21 protein-coding genes are annotated in these 19,384 nt (G+C 71.6%); 10 read left to right on the top strand and 11 right to left on the bottom strand.

The genetic code is table 11. From position 1 onward, the window contains the following. Both KILIM_RS13750 and KILIM_RS13745 read right to left on the bottom strand, forming a co-directional pair. Nucleotides 1-214: MarR family transcriptional regulator (locus tag KILIM_RS13750; RefSeq protein ID WP_006593315.1), on the bottom strand; the 214-nt coding region annotated here is incomplete at its 3' end. A 60-nt stretch (nucleotides 215-274) separates the two neighbouring features. Continuing rightward, nucleotides 275-1,714, bottom strand: coding sequence for a trimethylamine methyltransferase family protein (locus KILIM_RS13745; protein WP_006593314.1), 1,440 nt, complete (start codon nucleotides 1,712-1,714; stop codon nucleotides 275-277). Between the two features lie 312 nt (nucleotides 1,715-2,026). Here KILIM_RS13745 and KILIM_RS13740 point away from each other — a divergent pair, with 312 nt between their 5' ends. From KILIM_RS13740 to KILIM_RS13715, 6 genes are all read left to right on the top strand, one after another. Next, nucleotides 2,027-2,785: an IclR family transcriptional regulator gene (locus KILIM_RS13740; protein WP_006593313.1), complete on the top strand. Its 759-nt coding sequence runs from the start codon at nucleotides 2,027-2,029 to the stop codon at nucleotides 2,783-2,785. Then, nucleotides 2,782-3,447, top strand: coding sequence for a cobalamin B12-binding domain-containing protein (locus KILIM_RS13735; RefSeq protein WP_006593312.1), 666 nt, complete (start codon nucleotides 2,782-2,784; stop codon nucleotides 3,445-3,447). The genes KILIM_RS13740 and KILIM_RS13735 overlap by 4 nt, the downstream gene beginning before the upstream one ends. A 33-nt stretch (nucleotides 3,448-3,480) precedes the next feature. Continuing rightward, on the top strand, nucleotides 3,481-4,386 hold the full coding sequence (locus KILIM_RS13730) for a methyltetrahydrofolate--corrinoid methyltransferase (protein WP_006593311.1): 906 nt from the start codon (nucleotides 3,481-3,483) through the stop codon (nucleotides 4,384-4,386). Continuing rightward, entirely contained in the window at nucleotides 4,383-6,509 is a 2,127-nt protein-coding gene (locus KILIM_RS13725; protein WP_006593310.1) for an ASKHA domain-containing protein, read from the top strand. The genes KILIM_RS13730 and KILIM_RS13725 overlap by 4 nt, the downstream gene beginning before the upstream one ends. Before the next feature lie 31 nt (nucleotides 6,510-6,540). Beyond that, nucleotides 6,541-7,173: a DUF1638 domain-containing protein gene (locus tag KILIM_RS13720; protein ID WP_006593309.1), complete on the top strand. Its 633-nt coding sequence runs from the start codon at nucleotides 6,541-6,543 to the stop codon at nucleotides 7,171-7,173. 216 nt (nucleotides 7,174-7,389) lie between these two features. Then, nucleotides 7,390-8,208 (top strand): RICIN domain-containing protein, encoded by an 819-nt coding sequence (locus KILIM_RS13715; RefSeq protein WP_006593308.1) that lies wholly within the window; start codon nucleotides 7,390-7,392, stop codon nucleotides 8,206-8,208. A 36-nt stretch (nucleotides 8,209-8,244) separates the two neighbouring features. On the opposite strand, the gene KILIM_RS13710 is transcribed toward KILIM_RS13715, so the two are convergent. The 4 genes from KILIM_RS13710 to KILIM_RS13695 form a co-directional block, all read right to left on the bottom strand. Further along, on the bottom strand, nucleotides 8,245-8,703 hold the full coding sequence (locus KILIM_RS13710) for a helix-turn-helix domain-containing protein (RefSeq protein ID WP_006593307.1): 459 nt from the start codon (nucleotides 8,701-8,703) through the stop codon (nucleotides 8,245-8,247). Nucleotide 8,704: 1 nt separating this feature from the next. Then, on the bottom strand, nucleotides 8,705-8,890 hold the full coding sequence (locus tag KILIM_RS13705) for a hypothetical protein (RefSeq protein ID WP_006593306.1): 186 nt from the start codon (nucleotides 8,888-8,890) through the stop codon (nucleotides 8,705-8,707). 49 nt (nucleotides 8,891-8,939) lie between these two features. Continuing rightward, nucleotides 8,940-9,824, bottom strand: a complete 885-nt coding sequence (locus KILIM_RS13700) for a homocysteine S-methyltransferase family protein (protein ID WP_217997106.1) — start codon at nucleotides 9,822-9,824, stop codon at nucleotides 8,940-8,942. Between the two features lie 88 nt (nucleotides 9,825-9,912). After that, nucleotides 9,913-10,761: a methylenetetrahydrofolate reductase gene (locus KILIM_RS13695; RefSeq protein ID WP_006593304.1), complete on the bottom strand. Its 849-nt coding sequence runs from the start codon at nucleotides 10,759-10,761 to the stop codon at nucleotides 9,913-9,915. 147 nt (nucleotides 10,762-10,908) lie between these two features. Between KILIM_RS13695 and KILIM_RS13690 the strand changes: the two genes are divergently transcribed. Then, the gene (locus KILIM_RS13690; RefSeq protein WP_006593303.1) at nucleotides 10,909-12,036 is read left to right on the top strand and encodes a YihY/virulence factor BrkB family protein; all 1,128 of its coding nucleotides are present in this window, start codon (nucleotides 10,909-10,911) and stop codon (nucleotides 12,034-12,036) included. 45 nt (nucleotides 12,037-12,081) lie between these two features. Here KILIM_RS13690 and KILIM_RS13685 read toward each other — a convergent pair whose 3' ends face one another. The 3 genes from KILIM_RS13685 to KILIM_RS13675 are packed head-to-tail and all read right to left on the bottom strand — an operon-like array spanning nucleotide 12,082 to nucleotide 14,375. Continuing rightward, entirely contained in the window at nucleotides 12,082-13,026 is a 945-nt protein-coding gene (locus KILIM_RS13685; RefSeq protein ID WP_006593302.1) for a 5-oxoprolinase subunit C family protein, read from the bottom strand. Then, complete coding sequence (locus KILIM_RS13680; protein ID WP_006593301.1) at nucleotides 13,023-13,766, bottom strand: 5-oxoprolinase subunit B family protein; 744 nt, start codon at nucleotides 13,764-13,766, stop codon at nucleotides 13,023-13,025. The genes KILIM_RS13685 and KILIM_RS13680 overlap by 4 nt, the downstream gene beginning before the upstream one ends. Nucleotides 13,767-13,781: 15 nt before the next feature. Beyond that, entirely contained in the window at nucleotides 13,782-14,375 is a 594-nt protein-coding gene (locus KILIM_RS13675; protein WP_006593300.1) for a DUF2306 domain-containing protein, read from the bottom strand. A 123-nt stretch (nucleotides 14,376-14,498) separates the two neighbouring features. On the opposite strand from KILIM_RS13675, the gene KILIM_RS13670 reads away from it, so the two are divergent. After that, a complete protein-coding gene (locus KILIM_RS13670) occupies nucleotides 14,499-15,143 on the top strand; it encodes a MerR family transcriptional regulator (protein WP_006593299.1) in 645 nt (214 codons plus the stop codon). On the opposite strand, the gene KILIM_RS13665 is transcribed toward KILIM_RS13670, so the two are convergent. After that, nucleotides 15,140-16,363, bottom strand: a complete 1,224-nt coding sequence (locus KILIM_RS13665) for a diaminopropionate ammonia-lyase (protein WP_006593298.1) — start codon at nucleotides 16,361-16,363, stop codon at nucleotides 15,140-15,142. The two genes, KILIM_RS13670 and KILIM_RS13665, sit on opposite strands and share 4 nt — an antisense overlap. Nucleotides 16,364-16,460: 97 nt before the next feature. On the opposite strand from KILIM_RS13665, the gene KILIM_RS13660 reads away from it, so the two are divergent. Next, on the top strand, nucleotides 16,461-17,372 hold the full coding sequence (locus KILIM_RS13660) for an SDR family NAD(P)-dependent oxidoreductase (protein WP_006593297.1): 912 nt from the start codon (nucleotides 16,461-16,463) through the stop codon (nucleotides 17,370-17,372). 1 nt (nucleotide 17,373) lies between these two features. Further along, a complete protein-coding gene (locus tag KILIM_RS13655) occupies nucleotides 17,374-18,024 on the top strand; it encodes an SIMPL domain-containing protein (RefSeq protein ID WP_006593296.1) in 651 nt (216 codons plus the stop codon). 103 nt (nucleotides 18,025-18,127) lie between these two features. On the opposite strand, the gene KILIM_RS24525 is transcribed toward KILIM_RS13655, so the two are convergent. Next, nucleotides 18,128-19,237, bottom strand: coding sequence for a thermonuclease family protein (locus KILIM_RS24525; RefSeq protein ID WP_246308475.1), 1,110 nt, complete (start codon nucleotides 19,235-19,237; stop codon nucleotides 18,128-18,130). Between the last annotated feature and the right edge of the window lie 147 nt (nucleotides 19,238-19,384).

Here is a 19,384-nt window from a genome sequence, read left to right as displayed (position 1 = left end):
CCAGCCGTTGATTGCCCCGGCGAGACTCACGGATCAAGCCGGCGTCAGCCAGGCGATCCACCTCCCGCATGACCGTGGCGCCGGAGGTGTTCGTTGCTCGGGCGATCTCCGTCAGCGATGACTCGTCCTCCGGGTGAAGCATGATCCACGCGATGATGTCCCCTTGGGCTCGCGATCGCAGGAGGGGGAGCAGGGCCGGCGCTCCATCTTTCATGTTTACGATCCTAGCGTCGCTTTCATGAAATAGTCGACGGTGGCCCTGCTCCCGGTCCGGTCAGTCGCCGAGTTCGGCGCGGCGGCGGACGACGTACTCCTCCAGCTCGAGGCGGATGGCGTCGTCCAGCGGGGGCTGGACGTAGTCGGCGAGCGTGGCCTTGTAGATCTGCCCGGCGCGGGCGTTGGCGTCGAGGGCCCCGCCGCGCATCCAGCGGTCGTAGTTGTCGGAGCTGGACAGGAACGGCCGGTAGAAGCAGTCGCGGAAGCGCTCCATCGTGTGCATGGCGCCGAGGAAGTGCCCGCCGTGGCCGACCTCCTGATGGGCGTCGAAGGCCAGCGAGGCCTCGTCGATCTCCAGCGGGGTGAACTCGTGCCGCAACATCTCGAGGATCTGCACGTCGACGATGAACTTCTCGAACGAGGCGATGAGGCCGCCGTCGAGCCAGCCGGCGGAGTGCATCACCCAGTTGGCGCCGGCCAGGAAGGTCGGCATGAGCGTCATCAGCGACTCATAGCCCGCCTGGGCGTCGGCGACCTGCGAGCTGGTCAGGCCGCCGCCGCTGCGGAACGGCAGGCCGTAGTGGCGGGCGATCTGCCCGGTGCACAGCAGGCCGATGCCGGACTCGGGCGTGCCGAACGTCGGCGAGCCGGTCTTCATGTCGATGTTCGACAGGAACGAGCCGAAGATCACCGGGCAGCCGGGGCGGATCAGCTGAGCCAGGGCGATGCCCGAGAAAGCTTCGGCCATCTGCTGCACGAGCGCCGCCGGGATGGTGACCGGCGACATCGCGCCCATCAGCAGGAACGGGGTGAGCACGACCGGCTGGGCGGCGCCGCAGTACTCGAACAGCGCGTCGAGCATCCGGTCGTCCCAGCGCAACGGCGAATTGCAGTTGATGAGGCTGATGCACACGGGCGTCTTCTCGATGGCCTCGCGGCCGCCGAAGAGGATCTCGCTCATGGCGATGGTGTCTGCCGCGTTGGGCCCGGAGACGACGTTGCCCATGTAGATCTTGTCGGTCAGCGTCATGAGCGCGAGGTTCATGTCCAGGTGCCGGGAGTCCAGCGGGGTGTCGTTGGGCTCGCAGACCACGCCGCCGGCGGAGTCCAGTGCGGAGAACGACTGCGCCAAGCGCAGGAAGTTGCGGTAGTCGTCGAAGGTGCCGTCGCGGCGCACCTCACCCTCGCGCACGAACGGCGGGCCGTAGACGGCGCCGAAGGCCATCGCCTCCCCGCCGATGTGCACCGAGTGCTCGGGGTTGCGGGCCTGCACCTCGAACTCCTTCGGCGCCTTGGCCACCTGCGCGAGCACGAACTCGGGGTCGAGGAAGACCGTGTTGCCCTCGACCTTCTGCCCCGCCTCGCGGAACAGGTCGAGCGCGCGGTCGGACATGAACTCGACACCGATTTCGGTGACCAGTCGGCGCCATCCGGCGTCGAGCTGGGCCATCGCCTGCTCGGAGAGGATCTCGTAGCGGGGCATCCGGTTGACGAACATTGGCGCGGTACTCCTTCGGCCGGGGGTCGGCTGGGCGTGCGACGCTTATCGCACAGTTCGGTGTGTGGTGAGGCATGTATCCATTCCCGGACGGATCGACCCTCCGGCGGCGGGCCGGCATTGACGTGAAGCCACGTCGCCTCCTAGCCTCATCTTGTGGAACTCACGGTCTCACAGTGTGGGGCCAGCCTGACATCGCAGGGCCTCTCTCGTCCAGCCCCCGGTCACGAGCCGGGATTTCGGGAGGGTGAGTGGCCACGACGCCCCAGCGACACCTTGTCGCGGGGCCGGCCCAAGGGAGGGGAACGCACGATGGCGCAGACAGGCACCCAGTCGATCGACCGGGCCGCCGACCTGCTCGCGCGCATCCTCGGCGCGGGCGGCGAACCGGTCACCTTCACGCAGTTGTGTGACGAGGCCGGCTACCCCCGCTCCACGACCTCCCGCATCCTGGCCGCCCTCGAACGCCACGAGCTGTTGCGCCGCGACGGATCGGGCGGTTGGGGGGCCGGCGCCGTCATCGAGCAGTACGCCAACGGTCAGGATCGCCACGAACACCTGGTGCGCGAGGCGATGCCGGTCATGGAGGAGCTCGGCGAGAAGACCGGCGAGACCATCAACTTCGGGATCGCCCTGGGCCACCGGGTCGTTCAGGTCGCCCAGGTCGACTCCGCCTACTTTCTGGGCAGTCGAGACTGGGTCGGGGTCGACCTGCCGGCGCACACCTCCGCGCTGGGCAAGGCGCTGTACGCCGCCGGGGCCATCCCGGCGCCGACCGGGGCGCTGGACCAACGCACCGAGCAGACGATCGCCGATGCCCGCAGTCTCGTGGCCCAGTTCGAGCAGATCCGTCGTCGCGGGTACGCCGTGACGATGGACGAGCTCGAGATCGGCCTCACCGGAATCGCCGCGCCGGTGCGCCGCGGCGAGGTTGTCGTCGCGGCGCTGGGCCTGTCGGGCCCGACGTCGCGGCTGGCCAGCACCATCGAATCCACGGCGCAGGACGTCGTCACTGCCGCCGCCACCATCTCCGCCCGCCTTGGGCGCTCCCGCACGGAAGGTGCAGCATGACCCCTGACGAGATCCTCAAGGAGATGTACGACCAGACGCTGGTCGGCAACGGCCCCCGGGTGCTCGAACTCACCCACCAGGCACTTGAGCAGGGCATGGAGCCCCAGAGCCTGCTCTTCGACTCGCTCATCCCCGCCCTGGAGGAGGTCGGCGCCCGGTTCGAGCGCGGCGACTTCTTCGTGCCCGAGATGCTCATCGCCGGCCGGGCGATGGCGGGGTCGATGGAGGTGCTGCGGCCGCTGCTGGCCGACACGGGTGTCGAGACGATCGGCAAGTTCGTCATGGGCACCGTCAAGGGCGACGTGCACGACATCGGCAAGAACCTCGTCAACATCATGCTCGAGGGCGCCGGCTTCGAGGTCATCGACCTGGGGGTGCAGGTGGCGCCGGAGAAGTTCGTCGCCGCGATCGAGGAGCACCAGCCCGACATCGTGGGCATGTCCGCGTTCCTCACGACGACGATGCCGATGTTCAAGGCCAACCTCAACGCGCTCACCAAGGCGGGCCTGCGCGAGCAGGTCATCGTCATGGTCGGCGGAGCGCCCGTCACCCAGGAGTACGCCGACGCCGTGGGTGCCGACGGATACGCCGCCGACGCCTCCGCCACCGTCAAGCGCGCCAAGGCCCTGCTCGCCCAGCGCCGCGCCGGCGTCCCCGCCTGAACCCCTTCCCCCTGAAACCGCACAGGAGCCCTTGTGTCACAGCCCCTGCACACCGTCCTGCGATCGGCCTCCAAAGAGGTCGTCATCGGCTCGGACAAGCCGTTCTGCGTCATCGGCGAGCGCATCAATCCCACCGGTCGGCGCATCTTTCAGGAGCAGCTGCGCGCCGGTGACCTGTCCGCCATCGAACGCGATGTCGCGGCGCAGGTCGCGGGCGGCGCGAACGTGCTCGACGTCAACATGGGCGTGCCGTTGACCGACGAGGCAGAGCTGCTGGTCAAGGCGATCAAGCTCGTGCAGTCGCTGACCGACCTGCCGATCTGCATCGACTCCTCGGTCGTCGAGGCCCTGGAGGCGGGACTCGCGGCGTACCAGGGGCGAGCGCTGGTCAACTCGATCACCGCCGAGGACGAGCGGATGGAGCAGATCCTCCCGCTGGTCAAGAAGTACGACGCGGCCGTCGTCGCGCTGCCCAACGACCACGACGAGATCCCGATGGAGGCCGACAAGCGGATCGAGCTGACCGAGAAGATCGTTCGGGTCGCCACGCAGGAGTACGGCATCGCGATCGAGGACATCGTCATCGACCCGCTGGCCATGCCGATCGGCGCCGACCCGACCGTGGGTCGCACCGCCCTGGAGACCATCCAGCGCATCCACGAGCGGTGGGGCCTGAACATGACGTGCGGCGCCTCCAACGTCTCGTTCGGGATGCCCGGGCGGCACGCCCTCAACGCCACCTGGCTGCCGATGGCGATGACCGTGGGTATGACGAGCGCGATCATGGACGCCCGCACCCCGCAGATCGTCGAGGCCGTGCGCGCCGCCGACCTCATGCTCGGCAACGACGAATGGGGCATGGCCTGGATCGCCAATCACCGCGCCAAGCTGGCGGCGGAGAAGGCCGCGCAGGAGGCTGCCGCGGCCGGCATCGCATGACCGCCGGGGCCGATCCGACCGGAGGCGACCCGACCGGGGCCGATTCGACCGGGGCCGATCCGACCGGAGGCGACCCGACGGAGCCGACGACGGAGAGTCTGCTGCTGGCCGCCCTCGCGGAGGACCCGTTGGCGGCGACCGTGCTCGGGCCGCTGGATCCGGAGGAGGCGCCGGAGCCGCCGGATCCCGAAGACCTCGACGTCTTCCTGCGTGAAGGGTTGATGCCCGAGCGAGCCGACGTGCAGGGCGAGGCCGGGCTGCTCGACGGCACCGGGCGCGTCGCGCTGCGCTTCGCCCCCTCGGGACGGGACGTGCGGGTGCCGGCCGGGGTGTCGGTCTTCGACGCGGCGAGCTGGAACGGCATCGCCATCGACTCCACGTGCGGTGGCCACGGCACCTGCCGCAAGTGCAAGGTGCGGCTGACCAGCGGCAGCGCGCCGATCACCAGTCACGACGTGCGCACCTTCTCCCAGGGTGAGCTCGACGACGGCTGGCGACTGGCCTGCCTCGTGCGCACCGCCGTCGACCTCGACGTCGACGTGCCGCCGTTGGTCACCCGGCCGAAGGCGTCGACCGTGGGCGTGGGTCGGCAGGTCATCCTGCGGCCCGCGGTACAGAAGCGGTTTCTCGAGCTGGAGGAGCCCACCCTCAGTGACCAGCGCACCGACATCGTGCGCATCCTCGACGCGATCACCGACCTGGAGCCGCGGGTCGACCTGGCGGTCATCCGCTCGGCGGCGCGGGTGCTGCGGGCCGCCGACTTCAAGGTGACCGCGGTCATCATCGACGACCTGCTCGTCGACATCGAACCGGGCGACACGACGGACCGGCGCTTCGCCATCGCCTACGACCTGGGCACCACCACGGTCGTCGCGACCCTGCTCGACCTGTCGACCGGCACCCCGGCGGCCGTGGCCTCGATGCTCAACGGCCAGCAGCCGTTCGGCGGCGACGTCATCACGCGTATCTCGGCGACGATGATGGACGACTCCGCGGCCGGGCGGCTGCGGGAGTTGGCCCACGCGACGCTGAACTCGCTGGCGCAGGAGGTGCTCGCCGAGGCGGGCGTCGCGCCGACCGAGGTCTACGAGGTGGGACTCGCCGGCAACGCGACGATGACCGCGCTGGCCCTGGGCATCGACCCCGAGCCGCTGGGCGTCGCGCCGTTCGTCATGTCCGCCGCGTCGTTCCCGCCGGTGCCGGTCGCCGAACTCGGGCTCACGCTGCATCCGGGCGCGCGGGCCGTGATCTTCCCGGCGCTCGGCGCCTACGTCGGCGGCGACATCGTGGCCGGCATGCTCGCCTCCGGCATGGACCGCGACAAGCGTGCGCGACTGTTCGTCGACGTCGGCACCAACTGCGAGATCGTGCTCTCGGACGGGGAGCGGATCGTCTCGACGGCGGCGCCCGCCGGGCCCGCCTTCGAGGGCGGCGCGATCCGGTGCGGGATGCGGGCCGCGGACGGCGCGATCGAGGTCATCACCCTCGACCCGGCCGCGCCGGCGGGTGCGCCGGAGGGGGTGCAGCTGGGGGTCATCGGCGACGTCGAGCCGCGCGGCCTGTGCGGTTCGGGACTCGTCGACGCCGTCGCCGAGCTGGCCCGGGTCGGGCTGCTCGACTCCTCCGGCCGGTTCATCACCGACGAGCAGGCCGCGGAGCAGCTGCCGGGGTTGGCGGACCGGCTCAGCGCCGTCGGCCAGGAGCGGGTGTTCGTGCTCTACCGCCCGACCCCCGACGCTCCCACAGAACAGTGTGTGTATCTCTCGCAACGGGACGTGCGCGAGCTGCAGTTCGCCAAGGCCGCCATCTCGACGGGCTGGTCGCTGCTGCTCGGCGAACTCGATCTGGAGCCGCGCGACATCCAGCAGGTGCTGCTGGCCGGGTCGTTCGGCAGCTACCTGTCGCCGGCGTCGGCGATCCGGATCGGGCTGGTGCCCAAGCTGCCGGTGCTGCGGATCGTCTCGGCGGGCAATGTCGCCGGAGAGGGCGCGAAGATGGTGCTGCTCAGCGCCCGCGAGCGCGCCGGAGCCGAGGCGCTGCTGCAGGAGGTGAAGTATGTCGAGCTCTCCGATCGGCCCGACTTCAACGATCGCTTCGTCGACCAGCTCGCCTTCCCCGGCTGAGGCGCCGCTCGGCGTCGAGGCCGCCGCGTCCGTGAGCATCGAGGCTGCCCGAGGGGCGGCGAGCGCGGCCAAGGTCGCGCTCGTCGCCTGCGGGGCGCTGGCGCAGCCGGCCGCGGACCTGGCTCGGGCCCGTGGCTGGGCGCTCGATGTATACCCGCTGCCGCCGCTGCTGCACAACCAGCCGCAGCTCATTGCCGGGCAGGTCGAGCGGCTCGTCGACGAGTTGATGCCGACCGGCGAGCCGGCGCGGTATCGCAGGGTCGCCGTGGGATACGCCGACTGCGGCACCTACGGCGCCCTCGACGAGCTGTGCGATCGTCGCGGCCTGCGTCGACTGCCCGGGTTGCACTGCTACGACCTGTTCGCCGGCGCCGAGACGATGGCCGCGACCTTCGCGGCCGAACCGGGCACTTACGTGCTCACCGACTTCCTCGTCGCCTCGTTCGACCGGACGATCTGGCGCGAACTCGGTCTCGACCGCTACCCCGAGTTGCGGGACGACTACTTCGCGCACTACACCCGCTGCGTCTGGCTCGCTCAGGAGCCCACGCCGCAGCTCCGCGCACGTGCGCAGGAGGCGGCGCAGCGCCTCGGCCTCCCGCTGCAGGTCGTACCCACCGGCACGGGCCGCCTCGAAGCGGCGCTCACCGACCTGTTGGATTGACCCCTGCCCACTCGCTCGCGCTGTCTCTGCCCGTGCGTGTCTGTCGGTGCGCGTCTGTCGGCGAGCGAACACTTGCGGGGTTCTCAGGCTGATCGGCCGATTCCGCCGGCGGGGCGACTGTGGAAGCACGCCCGAAAAGCCCGGGCGGGCCACCGAATACGGAGCCCGCGCCGGCCGCTCCCGGGCGAAGACCACAGCGCTTCGAAGGAGCACCCGATGCCCAGCACCGACCGACGGTCCACCCGTCACACCATTGCCATGTCCGCCGCGGTCGTGGCCGTCGGCGCAGGCCTGCTCGCCGGCCCGATCGACGCCGCCACGGCCGCCATGCCCGCCGCCACGGCTTCGACGAGGACCGCGAGGACCGCGACCACTTCGACGGCCGCCACGATGACATCGGCCGCGTTTCCCCTGCCGGCCGGTCCCGGGGACCCGATCCGCCCGCGGCCCGTGCTTCCGAAGGAGATCTCGCCGGCGATCAGGGCGCTGTTCCACCGCCACGAGCTGATCAACACGGCGAGCAAGCTGCGCGCCGACGTCATCTGGGCCTCGACTGCCCCGCTGACCGGGGTGTTCCTCTGGCCCGACAACGCCAGCCGCTCGCAGGAGTTCTACAAGCTGTCCAGCGGCGACGGCTGGTTCCGGCTCAAGGCGCGGCACTCCGATCAGTGCCTGATGCTGGACTGGCGCGGCGGCACGTACACCAACGGCACGAAGGTGCTGCAGCACCCGTACTGCGGCGACGGCTACACCCCGTCGCAGTGGAAGCTTGTGCAGTTGGACCGGTACAAGGAGCCGTGCCGCAACGGGCCGCCGAACTACTGCGGCTTCGTCATCCCCAAGACCGTGCTGGTCAACCGGCGTACCGGGCGCTGCCTCGACGCCCACAATCCGCGCTTGGGTACCCCTGGGGCGCAGGCGGTCCTGCAGCAGTGGGACTGCGCCCGCTACCTCGACGACCCCAAAATCGGCAACCAGGCCTGGGGGCTGCTCGACCTGGATGCGCCCAAGCCGAAGCCGCCGGTGATCCATTGACGCGCGCAGCCTCACAGCCGGCTGGGCCCACCCGAGTCAGGGGTCGGGTGGGCCCAGCCCGCGCGCGGCCGCTGCCGCCCGCTCCATCCGGAGCAGCAGTGTGGCCGACGGCACGACCTTGCCGGTGCGGTACGTGGACAGGCGAGACGCGGATGTGCCGATCCGCGCCGCGAACTCGGCGGCGCGCAGCCCGCTGGCGCGCACCAACTCATCGATTCGGGAGGCGACCTCTGCGCGCTCCTGCGCCTCCTGCTCCCGTCGGGCGCTTTCGAGGGCTCGACTCAACAGCGGACCCGACCCGGGTGGGTCGGCGTATGTCAGGTGCTCCTCCAGGTGCCGGGCGGTGCGGCCCCACGGATGCGCGCGCAGCTCTGCCGCGATGCGCCGCCAGTCGCGGATCGAGCCGCGTTCCATCGCCGATACCAGGCCCTCGTAAGGCCACGTGCCGACCGGATCGCTCGGGTCCGCATCCACGTTGCGAAACGCCAAGGGCATATCAGCGGCACTCGAGCAGATCGTCGGATAGCTGGTGGCAGGCGGTCACCACTGCCGACCAGTCGCGCCAACGGGGTGCTCTCACGAGGACGGCGTCGGGCACGACCTCCTGGAGTCGGGCGGCGGACTCCAAGACTGCGCGCAGATCCGAGTCGAGCCGCGCGAAGTCCGGATCACTGACACTCATGGATCGAGATTATCAGTTCCGATAACTGGAGGGTCGAGCGAAAGCGAGGTCAGGCGGTGACGGCGGCGCGGATGGCGGCGATGTGTTCGGGGCTGGAGCCGCAGCAGGCGCCGACGACGTCGACACCGGCGTCGCGCAGCGAGCGGGCGTGCTCGGCGAGGGCCTGCGGACCCACGGTGTAGACGAACTCGGCCCCCTCCAACTGCGGCAGGCCCGCGTTGGACTGGGTCAGCACGAGCACCCCCTCGGGGCGGGCGGCCACGAGCTGCTCGGCGATGACGCTCATCTCCTCCGGGCCGCGGCCGCAGTTGGCGCCCACGACGTCGGCGCCCGCGGCGGCCAGCTCGAGCGCGGCGTCGGCCGGGCGCACACCCATCATCGTGCGCAGGTTGGTGTCGAACGACATCGTCGCGACGATCGGCAGGTCGGGGCAGACGGCCCGGGCGGCGGCGATCGCGGCGCGCGCCTCGGCCAGGTCGCTCATCGTCTCGATGAGCACGAGGTCGATGCCGCCGGCCACGAGGCCGCGCAGCTGCGCCTCGAACAGCCCTTGCGCCTGCTCCGGGGTCAGCGTGCCCATCGGCTCGAACAGTTCGCCGGTCGGGCCGAGGTCGCCGCCGACCAGCGCGCCGTGCCGGTCGGCCACCTCCCGGGCGATCGCGGCGCCGGCCCGGTTGACGGCCTCCACGTGGTCTTCGAGGCCGTGCATGGCAAGGCGCGGGGCGGTGCCGCCGAAGGTGTTGGTCGTCAGCACGCTCGCGCCGGCCGCCGCGTACTCATCGTGCAGGGCCGCGATCTTCTCCGGCTCTTGCAGGTTCCACAGTTCGGCGCAGTCACCGGCGGGCAGGCCGCGCTCCTGCAGCAGCCAGCCGTAGCCGCCGTCGAACACCGGCGCGCGGTCGGCCAGCAGGGTCGCGAATCGATTCGTCGTCACGGCGCACACAGTAGTTGTCGCCGGGCCCGCAGTGGCCGCCGGCCGCGCGGGCGCATCGGAACGGCGCGGAGTGTCACGGAGCGAGCTTTCACCGGCGCTGCGCCTCGGCGATCATCTTCTGCCGCCATGCCTCGATGGCCTCCACCTGGTTGAACGTGTAGATGTGCAGCCCCTCGATGGCCAGTTGTGGCGTGGCAGCGAGGGCGGCGATGCGGGTGACGAACCGGTCGGAGGTGAAGCCCGGCGCGGCCAGCCGCGCGAACACCCCGCGCTGCTTGCGCAGGAAGCGCACGGAGTCGCCCACTCCGATCTTCGTGGCCATGCCGAGCAGCTTCGTCGGGTCGACCGGGCCGGGCACGCCGACGACGATCGGCAGCGCGATGCCGCGGCGACGCATGCGCTCGGACCACTTGCCGACGGCCTCCGCGTCGAACGTCATGTTCGAGATGACGTGGGTGGCGTACTTGCGCTTGTCCCACATCGACTGGATCGTCACGTCGTCGTCGATGCTCGGGTGCGACTCCGGGTACCCGGTGATGCCGATGTGGGTGAACGGATGGTCGAGCGCGTGCAGGTCGGTGAGGAGGTCGATCGCCCCGGTGTAGTCGCCGGCCGCGTCGGCGGCGTCGCCGGCCGGCACGAAGACCTTGGTGATGCCGGCCGCGCGCAACCGGTCGACGATCTCACTCAGCTCGGTGCGGCCGCTGACCATGCGCGCCGCGATGTGCGGGACGACATCGAAGCCCTCCGCGGCGAACTGCTCGGCCATGTCCAGCGTGGTGCTCAGCGGCTTGCTCGGCGAGGCGGTGACGGTGACCGTCGTCGTCCGCGGCACATGGGTGAGGACCTTCTCCGCGATCGTCGCGGTCGGCAAGACCTCGTAGCGGGCACCGTGCAGCAAGCGCTCCAGCACGGTCGAAGGCAGAGCGTTGCTCATTGTGCAACTCGATTCGTCATACGCACCAGGGGCTTCCAGCGTAGGGCTCAACCCTCCCCCCCGACAAGAGCCTGCTCACACCCGCTTTCGCCCCACCCCCGGGGGGTCGAGTGGAGCCGGGGGACCGGTTCGCGCAGGATGCCACTCATGACTTCTCGCACGGCGATCGCCGAGGCCGTCCGTGAACGCTGGTACGACGTGCTCGACGTGGGGCGCCAGCCGCGGATCGTGCGAGCGTGCCTGCGCTTCGCGGTGTGCTGGGGCGGCCTGTCCGCCGGGGGCGTGACGTTCGCGGCGATGGTGTCGTTGACCGCGGGTCTGACGGTGCTCGTCAGCCTGGCTCGCGCGTTTCTCGGTGACCGGCCCGAGCTCATGCACCTGTTCATCGAGAACGTCAACAGCGTGGTGCCGGGCATCATCGACGACGGCACCAACGGCGGGCTGATCCCGGCATACCTGCTCATCCGCCATCCGGGCCTCAGCCTGACCACGCTGATCTCCGGGATCATCGTGTTTGCGGCGGCGGCGACGATGATGACCGGGCTGCGGCGCACCGTGCGCCAGATGTTCGGGCTCGGCGGCGCGCCGCTGCGGTTCGTACGAGGCAAGGCTCTCGACATGGTCGGCTTTCTCGCGCTGAGCGTGACGATCCTCGTCTCGTCGTCGCTGGTCAGCGGCGTGACATTCCTCAGCGAGCGGGTGCTGGACTGGCTCGGGCTCGGCCAGACCCTGACCGGCGCGCTGCTCGGAGTCGGTGCGGTGCTGCTGGCGGGGGTGCTGGATGCCGTGCTCGTGGCGTTGATCTTTCGGTTTACGGCGCTCGTCCGCGTGCCGTGGAAGGACCTGCGGCAGGGCATGATTCTCGGCGCCCTCGGTCTGGGCGTGCTGCGCCTGGGTGGCACAAGCCTCATCGGCCTGTCGGACAATCCGCTGCTGGCGTCCGCGGCTGCGATCGGCACGATTCTCGTGTGGATGAACCTCGCGGTGCGCTGGCTGCTGTTCGTCGCCGCCTGGACCGCCAATCCCCCTGCCGCGCACGTGCCCGTGCATCCCGACACCGTGCACGCCGACGAGACTCCGAACTACGTGACGCTGTCTGCTCCCCACACTCTGGACTGGCCGCACCACCAGGTCACCGGCGCCCTCATTCCCGCCCCCGACCCCCGCTTCCACCGCAACACCAACGGCAATGGCACGGGTAAAGGCACAGGTCAGGGCACGGGCACCCCTCCCGCCGAAAGTTCTACCTCCGCCGGTCGAGATTCAGAGGATTAGCGCGGCCTGTCGCCCTGAAGTGATGTGCGGCGGAGAGGGTGGAGGCTAGGGAGAAACGGTGCCGCCCGTGGTGTCTTTGGTGACGAAACGCAGCTTCACCTCTTGGCCGGGGCGGATCTGGGCGGCGCGGTTGACCGAATCGCGGGTCAGGACGCCGACCGCCGGGTAGCCGCCGGTCACGGGGTGATCGGCCAGGAAGATGACCGGCTCCCCGCCGTGCGGCACCTGGATCGTGCCGCGGACCGCGCCCTCGCTCGGCAGCTCGACGCCGACGCGGTCGGGTCGGCGCTTCAGAGCCGGCCCGGTGAGCCGCAGGCCGACTCGGTTGCTGCGTAGCGATGCCGTCCAGTACGTGCTGGCCAGTTTGCCGAGGTCGTCGAGCCAGTCGCCGCGGGGGCCGGGCAGCACCTCCAGGTCGACGAGGTCGCCGGTCGGCGGCGCCAGGGTGACGTGATCGACGAAGGGCTGGGGCTCGGAGTTGGTCTGCCCGACAGGCAGAAACGTGCCGGGCTCGACGACCGGGCCGATTCCGGAGAGGGTGTCGCGCGACCGCGACCCGAGCACCGGCTCGACGTCGAAGCCGCCGCGGACGGACACGTAGGTGCGCAGCCCCTGTTCCGGCACCCCGAGCGACAGCACCTCCCCGTCGTGCATGCGTACCGGAGCGTCCTCGTCGATGCGCCGACCATCGATCGTCGGGCCTGTCGGTGCCCCCGTGAGGGCGATCGTCAGGTCGCCGTGGGCGCGCGCCACCAGCCCGCCGAGCAGCACCTCCAGCGCTGCGGGCCCCGGGCCGCCCTCGGCGAACCCACCGGCCAGGCCATGCCCCAACTCCCGGTCGAAGCTGTGCCCGACGAGCCGCCCGCCGAGCAGGTAGGAGGCGAAGTCCGCCGCGCCCGACCGGCTCACCCCGATCGAGGCCAGGCCCGGACGCCCGAGATCTTCCAGCACGACCTGCGGGCCGGTCTTGATCACTTCCAGGCCGCTCACCGCGCGCCCTCCTGTTCGCTCGTCGCCGTCCCGCCGCCGGAGTCGCCCTCGGCCTGCGCCTCCGCTCGTTCGAAGCGCACGCCGTAGCCCGGGCGCAGCAACTCGGGCGGGTTGCGGTCGATGTCCCACATCACCGCGTCGGTATGCCCCAACAGCTGCCAGCCGCCGGGCGAATCGCGTGGATAGACGCCGCTGAACTTGCCCGCGACGCCGACCGAACCGGGTCGCACCTTCGTGCGCGGCTCGTGGTGGCGGGGGACCTCCAGCCGCGGGTCGCCGCCGACGAGGTAGACGAAGCCGGGGGAGAAGCCGCCGAACGCGACGGTGTACTCCGCTGCGGTGTGGGCGGCGACCACCTCGTCCTGCGTCAGGCCGGTGCGCAAGGCCACGTCCTCCAGGTCGGGGCCGTCGTAGACGACGGGGATTCGCACGGTGCGTTCCGGCGGGGGCAGCTGCTCGGAGCCGAGCGGCCGGGCGACCTCGCGCACCTCCCGCCGCAAGGTGCTCACCGCGTCGTTGTCATCGACGGTGACGAGCACCGTCTGCGCGGCCGGCACGACGTCGAGCACGTGCGCCCACACCGACCTGGAGGGGGCGTCGGGGTTGTGCGAGACCGTCGGCACGAGGCGGGCGTCGAGCACCCGCTCATCCAGTGCGGCGCGTAGGGCGATCACCTCGGCGAGATCGTCTACCTCGATGAGAATGGCTCGCTCCCCACTGGGCAGCACGCGGATGTCCACGTCGGTCCTTTCGTGTCAGGTTGTGCCGGTGGTGCTGATGGGGCGGTCGCGGCGGGGCGGGCGCTCCTTTTGCACGCTATCGCCCTGCGCGACCGTGGGCGCGGTCAATGGGGACCTCCGGGCGCGATCGGTGCGCAGCCGGGTCGCCTGGGTTTGCGCGGCCCGGCCGGGGGCCATCGCCAGGCTGGCGAAGGCCGCGCAGCTGGCCAGGATCAGGGCGGTGATGCCGAGCAGGGCCAGGGGACTGTCCGTCGCCATCCGGGCGATGAGGCGGTCGGGGGCCAGGGCCGCGAAACCGAAGGCGATGAGGGTGCCGAAGTAGGCGCCGACCATGTTGGCCCGGTGGCCCCGCACGTTGCGGCGCCGGATGTTGACGATGCCGACGGCGATCGACAGGAGGGTGAAGGCCGCCAGGCCATGCAGCCAGGTCAGTCCGTCGGGCCGGATGCCGAAGGCGCTGACGCAGGTGATCGCCATCGCCGCGGCCCAGACCCGGCCGATGAGGCGATGCGCGGCGTCCCGACGGCGACGCAGCAGGTTGATCGGACCGAGGGTGATGACGACGGTGGCCGCGACCGCGTGCGCTGCGATGACTGCGGTGGTCTCCATGACTTGAAGATAGAGGTACTATCCTCTAAGTGCCAACGTAGATAGCGGCGCCGGATCTCGCTATCCAGTGCGAACTCAGGAGCGAGAAGCTCGAGGTCAAACGGGTGGGGGGAGGGAGCTGCCATGCGGCTCAAGGAACTTGCAGCCACGTCGGAGACGTCGGTGGCGTCGATCAAGTACTACCTGCGCGAGGGGCTGCTGCCGCCGGGGCGGGCGGTGAATGCACGGCTCGCCGAGTACGACGACTCGCACGTGCGGCGGCTCATGCTCATCGCCGCGTTGCGCGGCATCATCGGCGCCTCCATCGAGGACATCGCCGCGCTCCTGCGCCGCGTCGACGATCCCGACACCGCGCTGTTCGACGTGTTGGGAGACGCCCAGTTGCTGGGCCTCGGGCTGCCTCCGTCGTGGGCTGGGCCGGCGGCGACCGATCGGGCCGCCGGCACCGAACCGGCGGTTGTCACTGCGCTCATGGAGGAGCGCGGCTGGTCGGGTGAGGCGCACGCCGTGCGCGCGGCCCTGTCCGAACATGTCGCGCGGATGCAGGCGCTGAACATCCCGATCGCGCCAGACCTGCTGTCGGTCTACGCCGATGCCGCCGACTCGGTGGCCGGTCGGGACCTGGGGCGCCTGGCCGCCACCGAGTCCCGCGACGAGGCGGTGCTGTTCACCGCGGTGGGGGTGCACAGCTTCGGCGGGCTGCTCACGCGGCTCGTGGCCGTGGCTCAGGCCGCGTACGCCGAGCGCTCGACGCAGGGTCCCCGTTAGATCTGGGCGTCAGGTGCCGGCGACGGGTCCGGCTCCGGCGTCGGGTCGGAGTCGGTGTCGTCACCGGCGGGGTTGGCGGCGCGACCCTCCGTGGCCAGCAGCACGACGACCGAGTCTGGTCCAGCCCCCACGGCGGCGAGCGCAGAGTCCGCAGGGCTGCTCGCAGCGGCACGCAGGGACCGGAGGCCGGCCAGCGTCGCCGCGCCGCAGGGGCCGACATCGATCCCCGCGGCGCGCAGCTCCCGCGCGGCCGCGCCGGCCTGCGCGTCGGTGACGGCCACGGCCGCATCCAACCCCCCGCGCAGCGCGGGCCAGGCGGCGCTGGAAGGGGTGCCGCAGTTCAACCCGGCCATCGTCGTCGTGCCGGTGGCCACCGACCGGATCTCCCCGGCACGCAGGCTGGCCAGCAGCCCGGCGGCGGCGGTCGGCTCGACACCGAGCAGCCCGGGCCGATCGTCGCCCCGCCCAGGCCGCCGGTAGTGCTCGATGACCGCCTGAGCCAACGATCCGACTCCGACCGGGACGGCCACCAGGTCGGCGCGCAGCCCCGCGGCGGCCAGGGCGTCGTCGATCTCGCGCGTCAGGGTGGCGTAGCCCCCGACGATCCACGCGGGGATCTGCTCGTACCCCGGCCACGCCGTGTCCTGCACGAGCAGCGCGCCGGTGCGCTGCGCGTCCTGCGCCGCCTGCGCAACCGCCTCGTCGCAGTCGCCGTCGACCTCGACGACGTCCGCGCCCTCGTCGGTGATGGCCGCCGCTGCGACCGGGTGCACGCCGCGCGGCAGGTAGACGCGCGCGGGGTGCCCGAGCAGCCGGCCGGTGCGGGCCAGCGCCCGCCCGTGATTGCCGTCGGAGGCCGTGACGAGCGCCCGCCCGGCCGCCTGCGCCTCTACCGCCTCTGTCTCCGCGGCGCTGTGCGTCTGCAGCGCGCGGTGCACGGCCCAAGAGGCGCCCAGCACCTTGAACGCCGGCAGCCCGAGCCGCTCGGTCTCGTCCTTGACGAACACCCGCCCGACGCCGAGTTCGGCTGCCAGGTGCGGCAGCTCGGTCAGGGGCGTCGGCGCGTAGCCGCGCAGGGACCGGTGAAAGTGCAGCGCGCCGTCGTGGCCTTCGGGGGCCTGCCAGGCGCGCGCTCGGGGGTTGATGAAGACCTCCGGGTGGTGGGGCGCGCTCTCGGGTGTCGTGGCGGATGTCGTGGCCGGTGTTGTGGCGGCGGTCATGACACCGACGCTACGCGCGACCGCAGCCGGGCCCGCGGAGCAACAGCGCAGGATCCGCGCCGCAGACCCCGCCACCTGCACCTGAGACGATGGGCCGGTGACGCGACCAGTGCTACCGGCCCGGCTGCCGGACCAGTCCGGGCGCACGTGGTTCATCACGGGCGCCACGAGCGGCCTGGGCCGGGAGGCGGCGCGGGCGGCCTCGCGTGCGGGAGCCCGGCTCATCGTGCCGGCCCGCAATCCCGAGAAGGCGCGGGCCTTGCTGCAGGAGCTTCCCGGCCCCGCGCGCACCCTCCCGCTGGACCTGGGCGACCTGGCCAGCGTGCGCGCCGCGGCCGTGCTGATCGACGAGCTGATCGACGAGCCGATCGACATTCTCCTCAACAACGCCGGGCGCGTCACGATGCGCCGCGAGCAGAACGCGGCCGGGCACGAGCTCATCCTGGCCACCAACCTGCTCGGCCCGTTCGCGTTCACCAACCTCATCGCCGACCGGGTGCGTCAGCGGATCGTCATCGTCGGCTCCAGCGCCCACCGGGTCGGCCACGTCGACGGGCACGATCCGCACTTTCGGCGGCGTCGCTGGTCAGCGGCTCGCGCGTACTCGCAGGCCAAGCTCGGCGACATGCTGTGGGCGGTCGAGCTGTACCGGCGGCTACGGGCGGCGGGCCGCGACCTCACGGTGCAGCTCGCGCACCCGGGCTGGGCCCTCACCGGCATCCAGAACGTCAGCGCCTCGCAGCGGCTCAATCGGGTGTTCACCCGCGTCAGCGGCATCATGTCCCAGCCCGCCGAGGTCGGGGCCTTGCCGATCCTCATGGCCGCCACCGCCGACCTGCCGCCCTTGTCGTACTGCGGCCCCGACGGCCTCGGCGAGCAAAGGGGCGCCCCCACGCTGGTCGGTCGCGCCTGGCGCGCCCTCGACCCGCAGGCGGCGCGGGCGGTGTGGGAGCTGTGCGTCCGCGACACCGGCACCGACCTGCCCATGCCCAGCGCTGGAGAGGACTGACATGGAGATCACCGTCACCGGCACCGCCCGCGCGAGCGTCCCGCCGGAGCGCGCGACCCTCGCGCTGCGCGCGGCCATCGAATCGACGGACAAACCCGCCGCCCTGGCCCAGGCCTCCGCCCTCGTGCGCGACCTCAGCGCCCGGCTGCGCGCCCTGGAGGCGGCCGACCCGGCGCCGACGACCCAGGTGGTCGTGCTGCCGCTGAGCGTGCAGTCGCACCGGTCGTACACGCCGGCCGGGCAGGAGGGCGAGTGGCGGCACACGGCATCGGCGTCGCTGCGGGTGACCTTCGCCGACCTGCCTGCTCTCGCGGGCTTCGTCGACGACGTCGGCGGCCTGGAGGGGGTGGCCATCGATCAGGTCGAGTGGGCCCTCACCGTCCCGACCCGCGAGCGAGTGGAGGCGGCCGTGCTCACGGAGGCGGTCAGTCGCGCCCGCGCTCGGGCCACGACCATCGCGCACGCCGCCGGGGCCCTCGACCTGCAGTTCGCCCAGATCGCCGACCCGGGGTTGCTCGACAAGGCGCCCGCCGAGCCGGAGGCGCGCTACGCCCTCATGGCCCACTCCGCCTCCGATCGCGGTGGCATCGACCTGGCCCCGGAGGACATCGTCGTGGAGTCGACGCTGCACGTCCGCTTCATCGCCACCTGAGATTCATCGCCTGAGATTCATCGCCTGAGGGTTGACGCCACTTGAGGGTTGATCGCCCCTGAGCCGCGGCGCGCTCGTGCGAACTGTGGCGGGCTCGTGCAGGTCAGCCGCGGGCGGCGCGCCACCCCGCGGCCAGCGCGTCGGACTCCGAGCAGAACCACCGCTCGCCGTCGCTCGTGCGGATCACGGTGTCGTCGTAGGAGCGACCGCCGGGCAGGTGGTAGATCTTCTCGCCCGTGCGGTTGATGTTGCCCTTGATCCGGCAGGACCCCGACGAGCCGCCAGCCCCTGAGGAGGAGGTCGGGCCCGAGCGTGCAGTGGCGGCCTGGGTGCGCGCCGGGGCGGGCCGGGCGCGCGCCGGGTCGGGCTGCGCGAACGGCCGAGCGCCGCTGCACGCCGGTCCCCACACGCCGCGCTGGGCTTCGCGGGCCGTGCGCTGGGCCGACAGGTAGGCCTGGCGGTGCCGGTAGGGGCGGTCGTAGGTGTACTCGCGGCCGTGCCCGGCCCGGATCAGCACTTCGGCGGCCTGGCGCCCATCCGACAGGGCCACGTGCCGCAGCAACCGGCCGAAGCGGTCGCGGTCCGCCTGAGTCGGGTCGGCCGACAACGCCACCCCGCCTGCGACGGCCGCCACCAGCGCTGATCGGGCGTGGTCCGCGCCGCACTGGCCGATCTCGGGGGTGCCGATGCCGATGATCCGCACCCGCTCGCGCGAGCCCGCGACGTGGACCGTCAGCGTGTCGCCGTCGGCCACCGAGGCCACGGCCAGCAGCCCGGCCGCCTGCGCGCCACCCCGACCGGAGCCCGACGTGCCGGTTGATGCGGGCGCGGCTGCCGTCGAGTCGTCCGAACCGCTGCCCGGATCCGGTTCGGTCGCCGCTGTGGGTTCGGTCGCCGGCGGGGATTCGGTCGCCGCTGTCGATCCTCGTCCCGCGGTCGAGCCGTGTCCCGCGGTCGAGCCGTGTCCCGCGGTCGAGCCGTGTCCCGCGGTCGAGCCGTGTCCCGAGTGCGAACCGTTGGCGGAGGTCGTCGGTGGGGCGGCGCCGATCGTGGCGTCCGCGGTGGGTGGCCGGGCGGAGGCGCTGGCCGCCGGGGCGGTGGCGGTTTCGGAGGCGTCGGTCGATCGGTCCCCGGCGAACCGGTCGCCGACCAGCACGACCACCACCATGGCGATCAGCACGACCGCGATCCGCCCAAGTTCCCGCACCCTCATCACCCCTGCCGTCGACTCGCCTCACCAGTCGGCCGGTGCGCCCCAAACTGAGCCGAAATGCCGACTGGACAGCGCAACTGGGCAACGGCGAGCCCATTGGGCCGCCGCAAGCCGGCCTGGGTAACCGACTGGGCAGCCGCCAACCCC

It is taken from the genome of Kineosphaera limosa NBRC 100340, assembly GCF_000298215.1.
Lineage (GTDB): Bacteria > Actinomycetota > Actinomycetes > Actinomycetales > Dermatophilaceae > Kineosphaera > Kineosphaera limosa.
The sequence above is the reverse complement of the archived record's forward strand: the minus strand, read 5'-3'. Positions and strand labels throughout refer to the sequence as shown.

Excerpts from the sequence above, each read along its gene's own strand:
- KILIM_RS13715 (WP_006593308.1), top strand. The coding sequence starts at position 7,390 with ATGCCCAGCACCGACCGACGGTCCACCCGTCACACCATTGCCATGTCC.
- KILIM_RS13695 (WP_006593304.1), bottom strand. The coding sequence starts at position 10,761 with ATGAGCAACGCTCTGCCTTCGACCGTGCTGGAGCGCTTGCTGCACGGT.
- KILIM_RS13745 (WP_006593314.1), bottom strand. The coding sequence starts at position 1,714 with ATGTTCGTCAACCGGATGCCCCGCTACGAGATCCTCTCCGAGCAGGCG.
- KILIM_RS13710 (WP_006593307.1), bottom strand. The coding sequence starts at position 8,703 with ATGCCCTTGGCGTTTCGCAACGTGGATGCGGACCCGAGCGATCCGGTC.
- KILIM_RS13725 (WP_006593310.1), top strand. The coding sequence starts at position 4,383 with ATGACCGCCGGGGCCGATCCGACCGGAGGCGACCCGACCGGGGCCGAT.
- KILIM_RS13740 (WP_006593313.1), top strand. The coding sequence starts at position 2,027 with ATGGCGCAGACAGGCACCCAGTCGATCGACCGGGCCGCCGACCTGCTC.
- KILIM_RS13665 (WP_006593298.1), bottom strand. The coding sequence starts at position 16,363 with ATGACCGCCGCCACAACACCGGCCACGACATCCGCCACGACACCCGAG.
- KILIM_RS13705 (WP_006593306.1), bottom strand. The coding sequence starts at position 8,890 with ATGAGTGTCAGTGATCCGGACTTCGCGCGGCTCGACTCGGATCTGCGC.
- KILIM_RS13735 (WP_006593312.1), top strand. The coding sequence starts at position 2,782 with ATGACCCCTGACGAGATCCTCAAGGAGATGTACGACCAGACGCTGGTC.
- KILIM_RS13670 (WP_006593299.1), top strand. The coding sequence starts at position 14,499 with ATGCGGCTCAAGGAACTTGCAGCCACGTCGGAGACGTCGGTGGCGTCG.
- KILIM_RS24525 (WP_246308475.1), bottom strand. The coding sequence starts at position 19,237 with ATGAGGGTGCGGGAACTTGGGCGGATCGCGGTCGTGCTGATCGCCATG.
- KILIM_RS13655 (WP_006593296.1), top strand. The coding sequence starts at position 17,374 with ATGGAGATCACCGTCACCGGCACCGCCCGCGCGAGCGTCCCGCCGGAG.
- KILIM_RS13690 (WP_006593303.1), top strand. The coding sequence starts at position 10,909 with ATGACTTCTCGCACGGCGATCGCCGAGGCCGTCCGTGAACGCTGGTAC.
- KILIM_RS13675 (WP_006593300.1), bottom strand. The coding sequence starts at position 14,375 with ATGGAGACCACCGCAGTCATCGCAGCGCACGCGGTCGCGGCCACCGTC.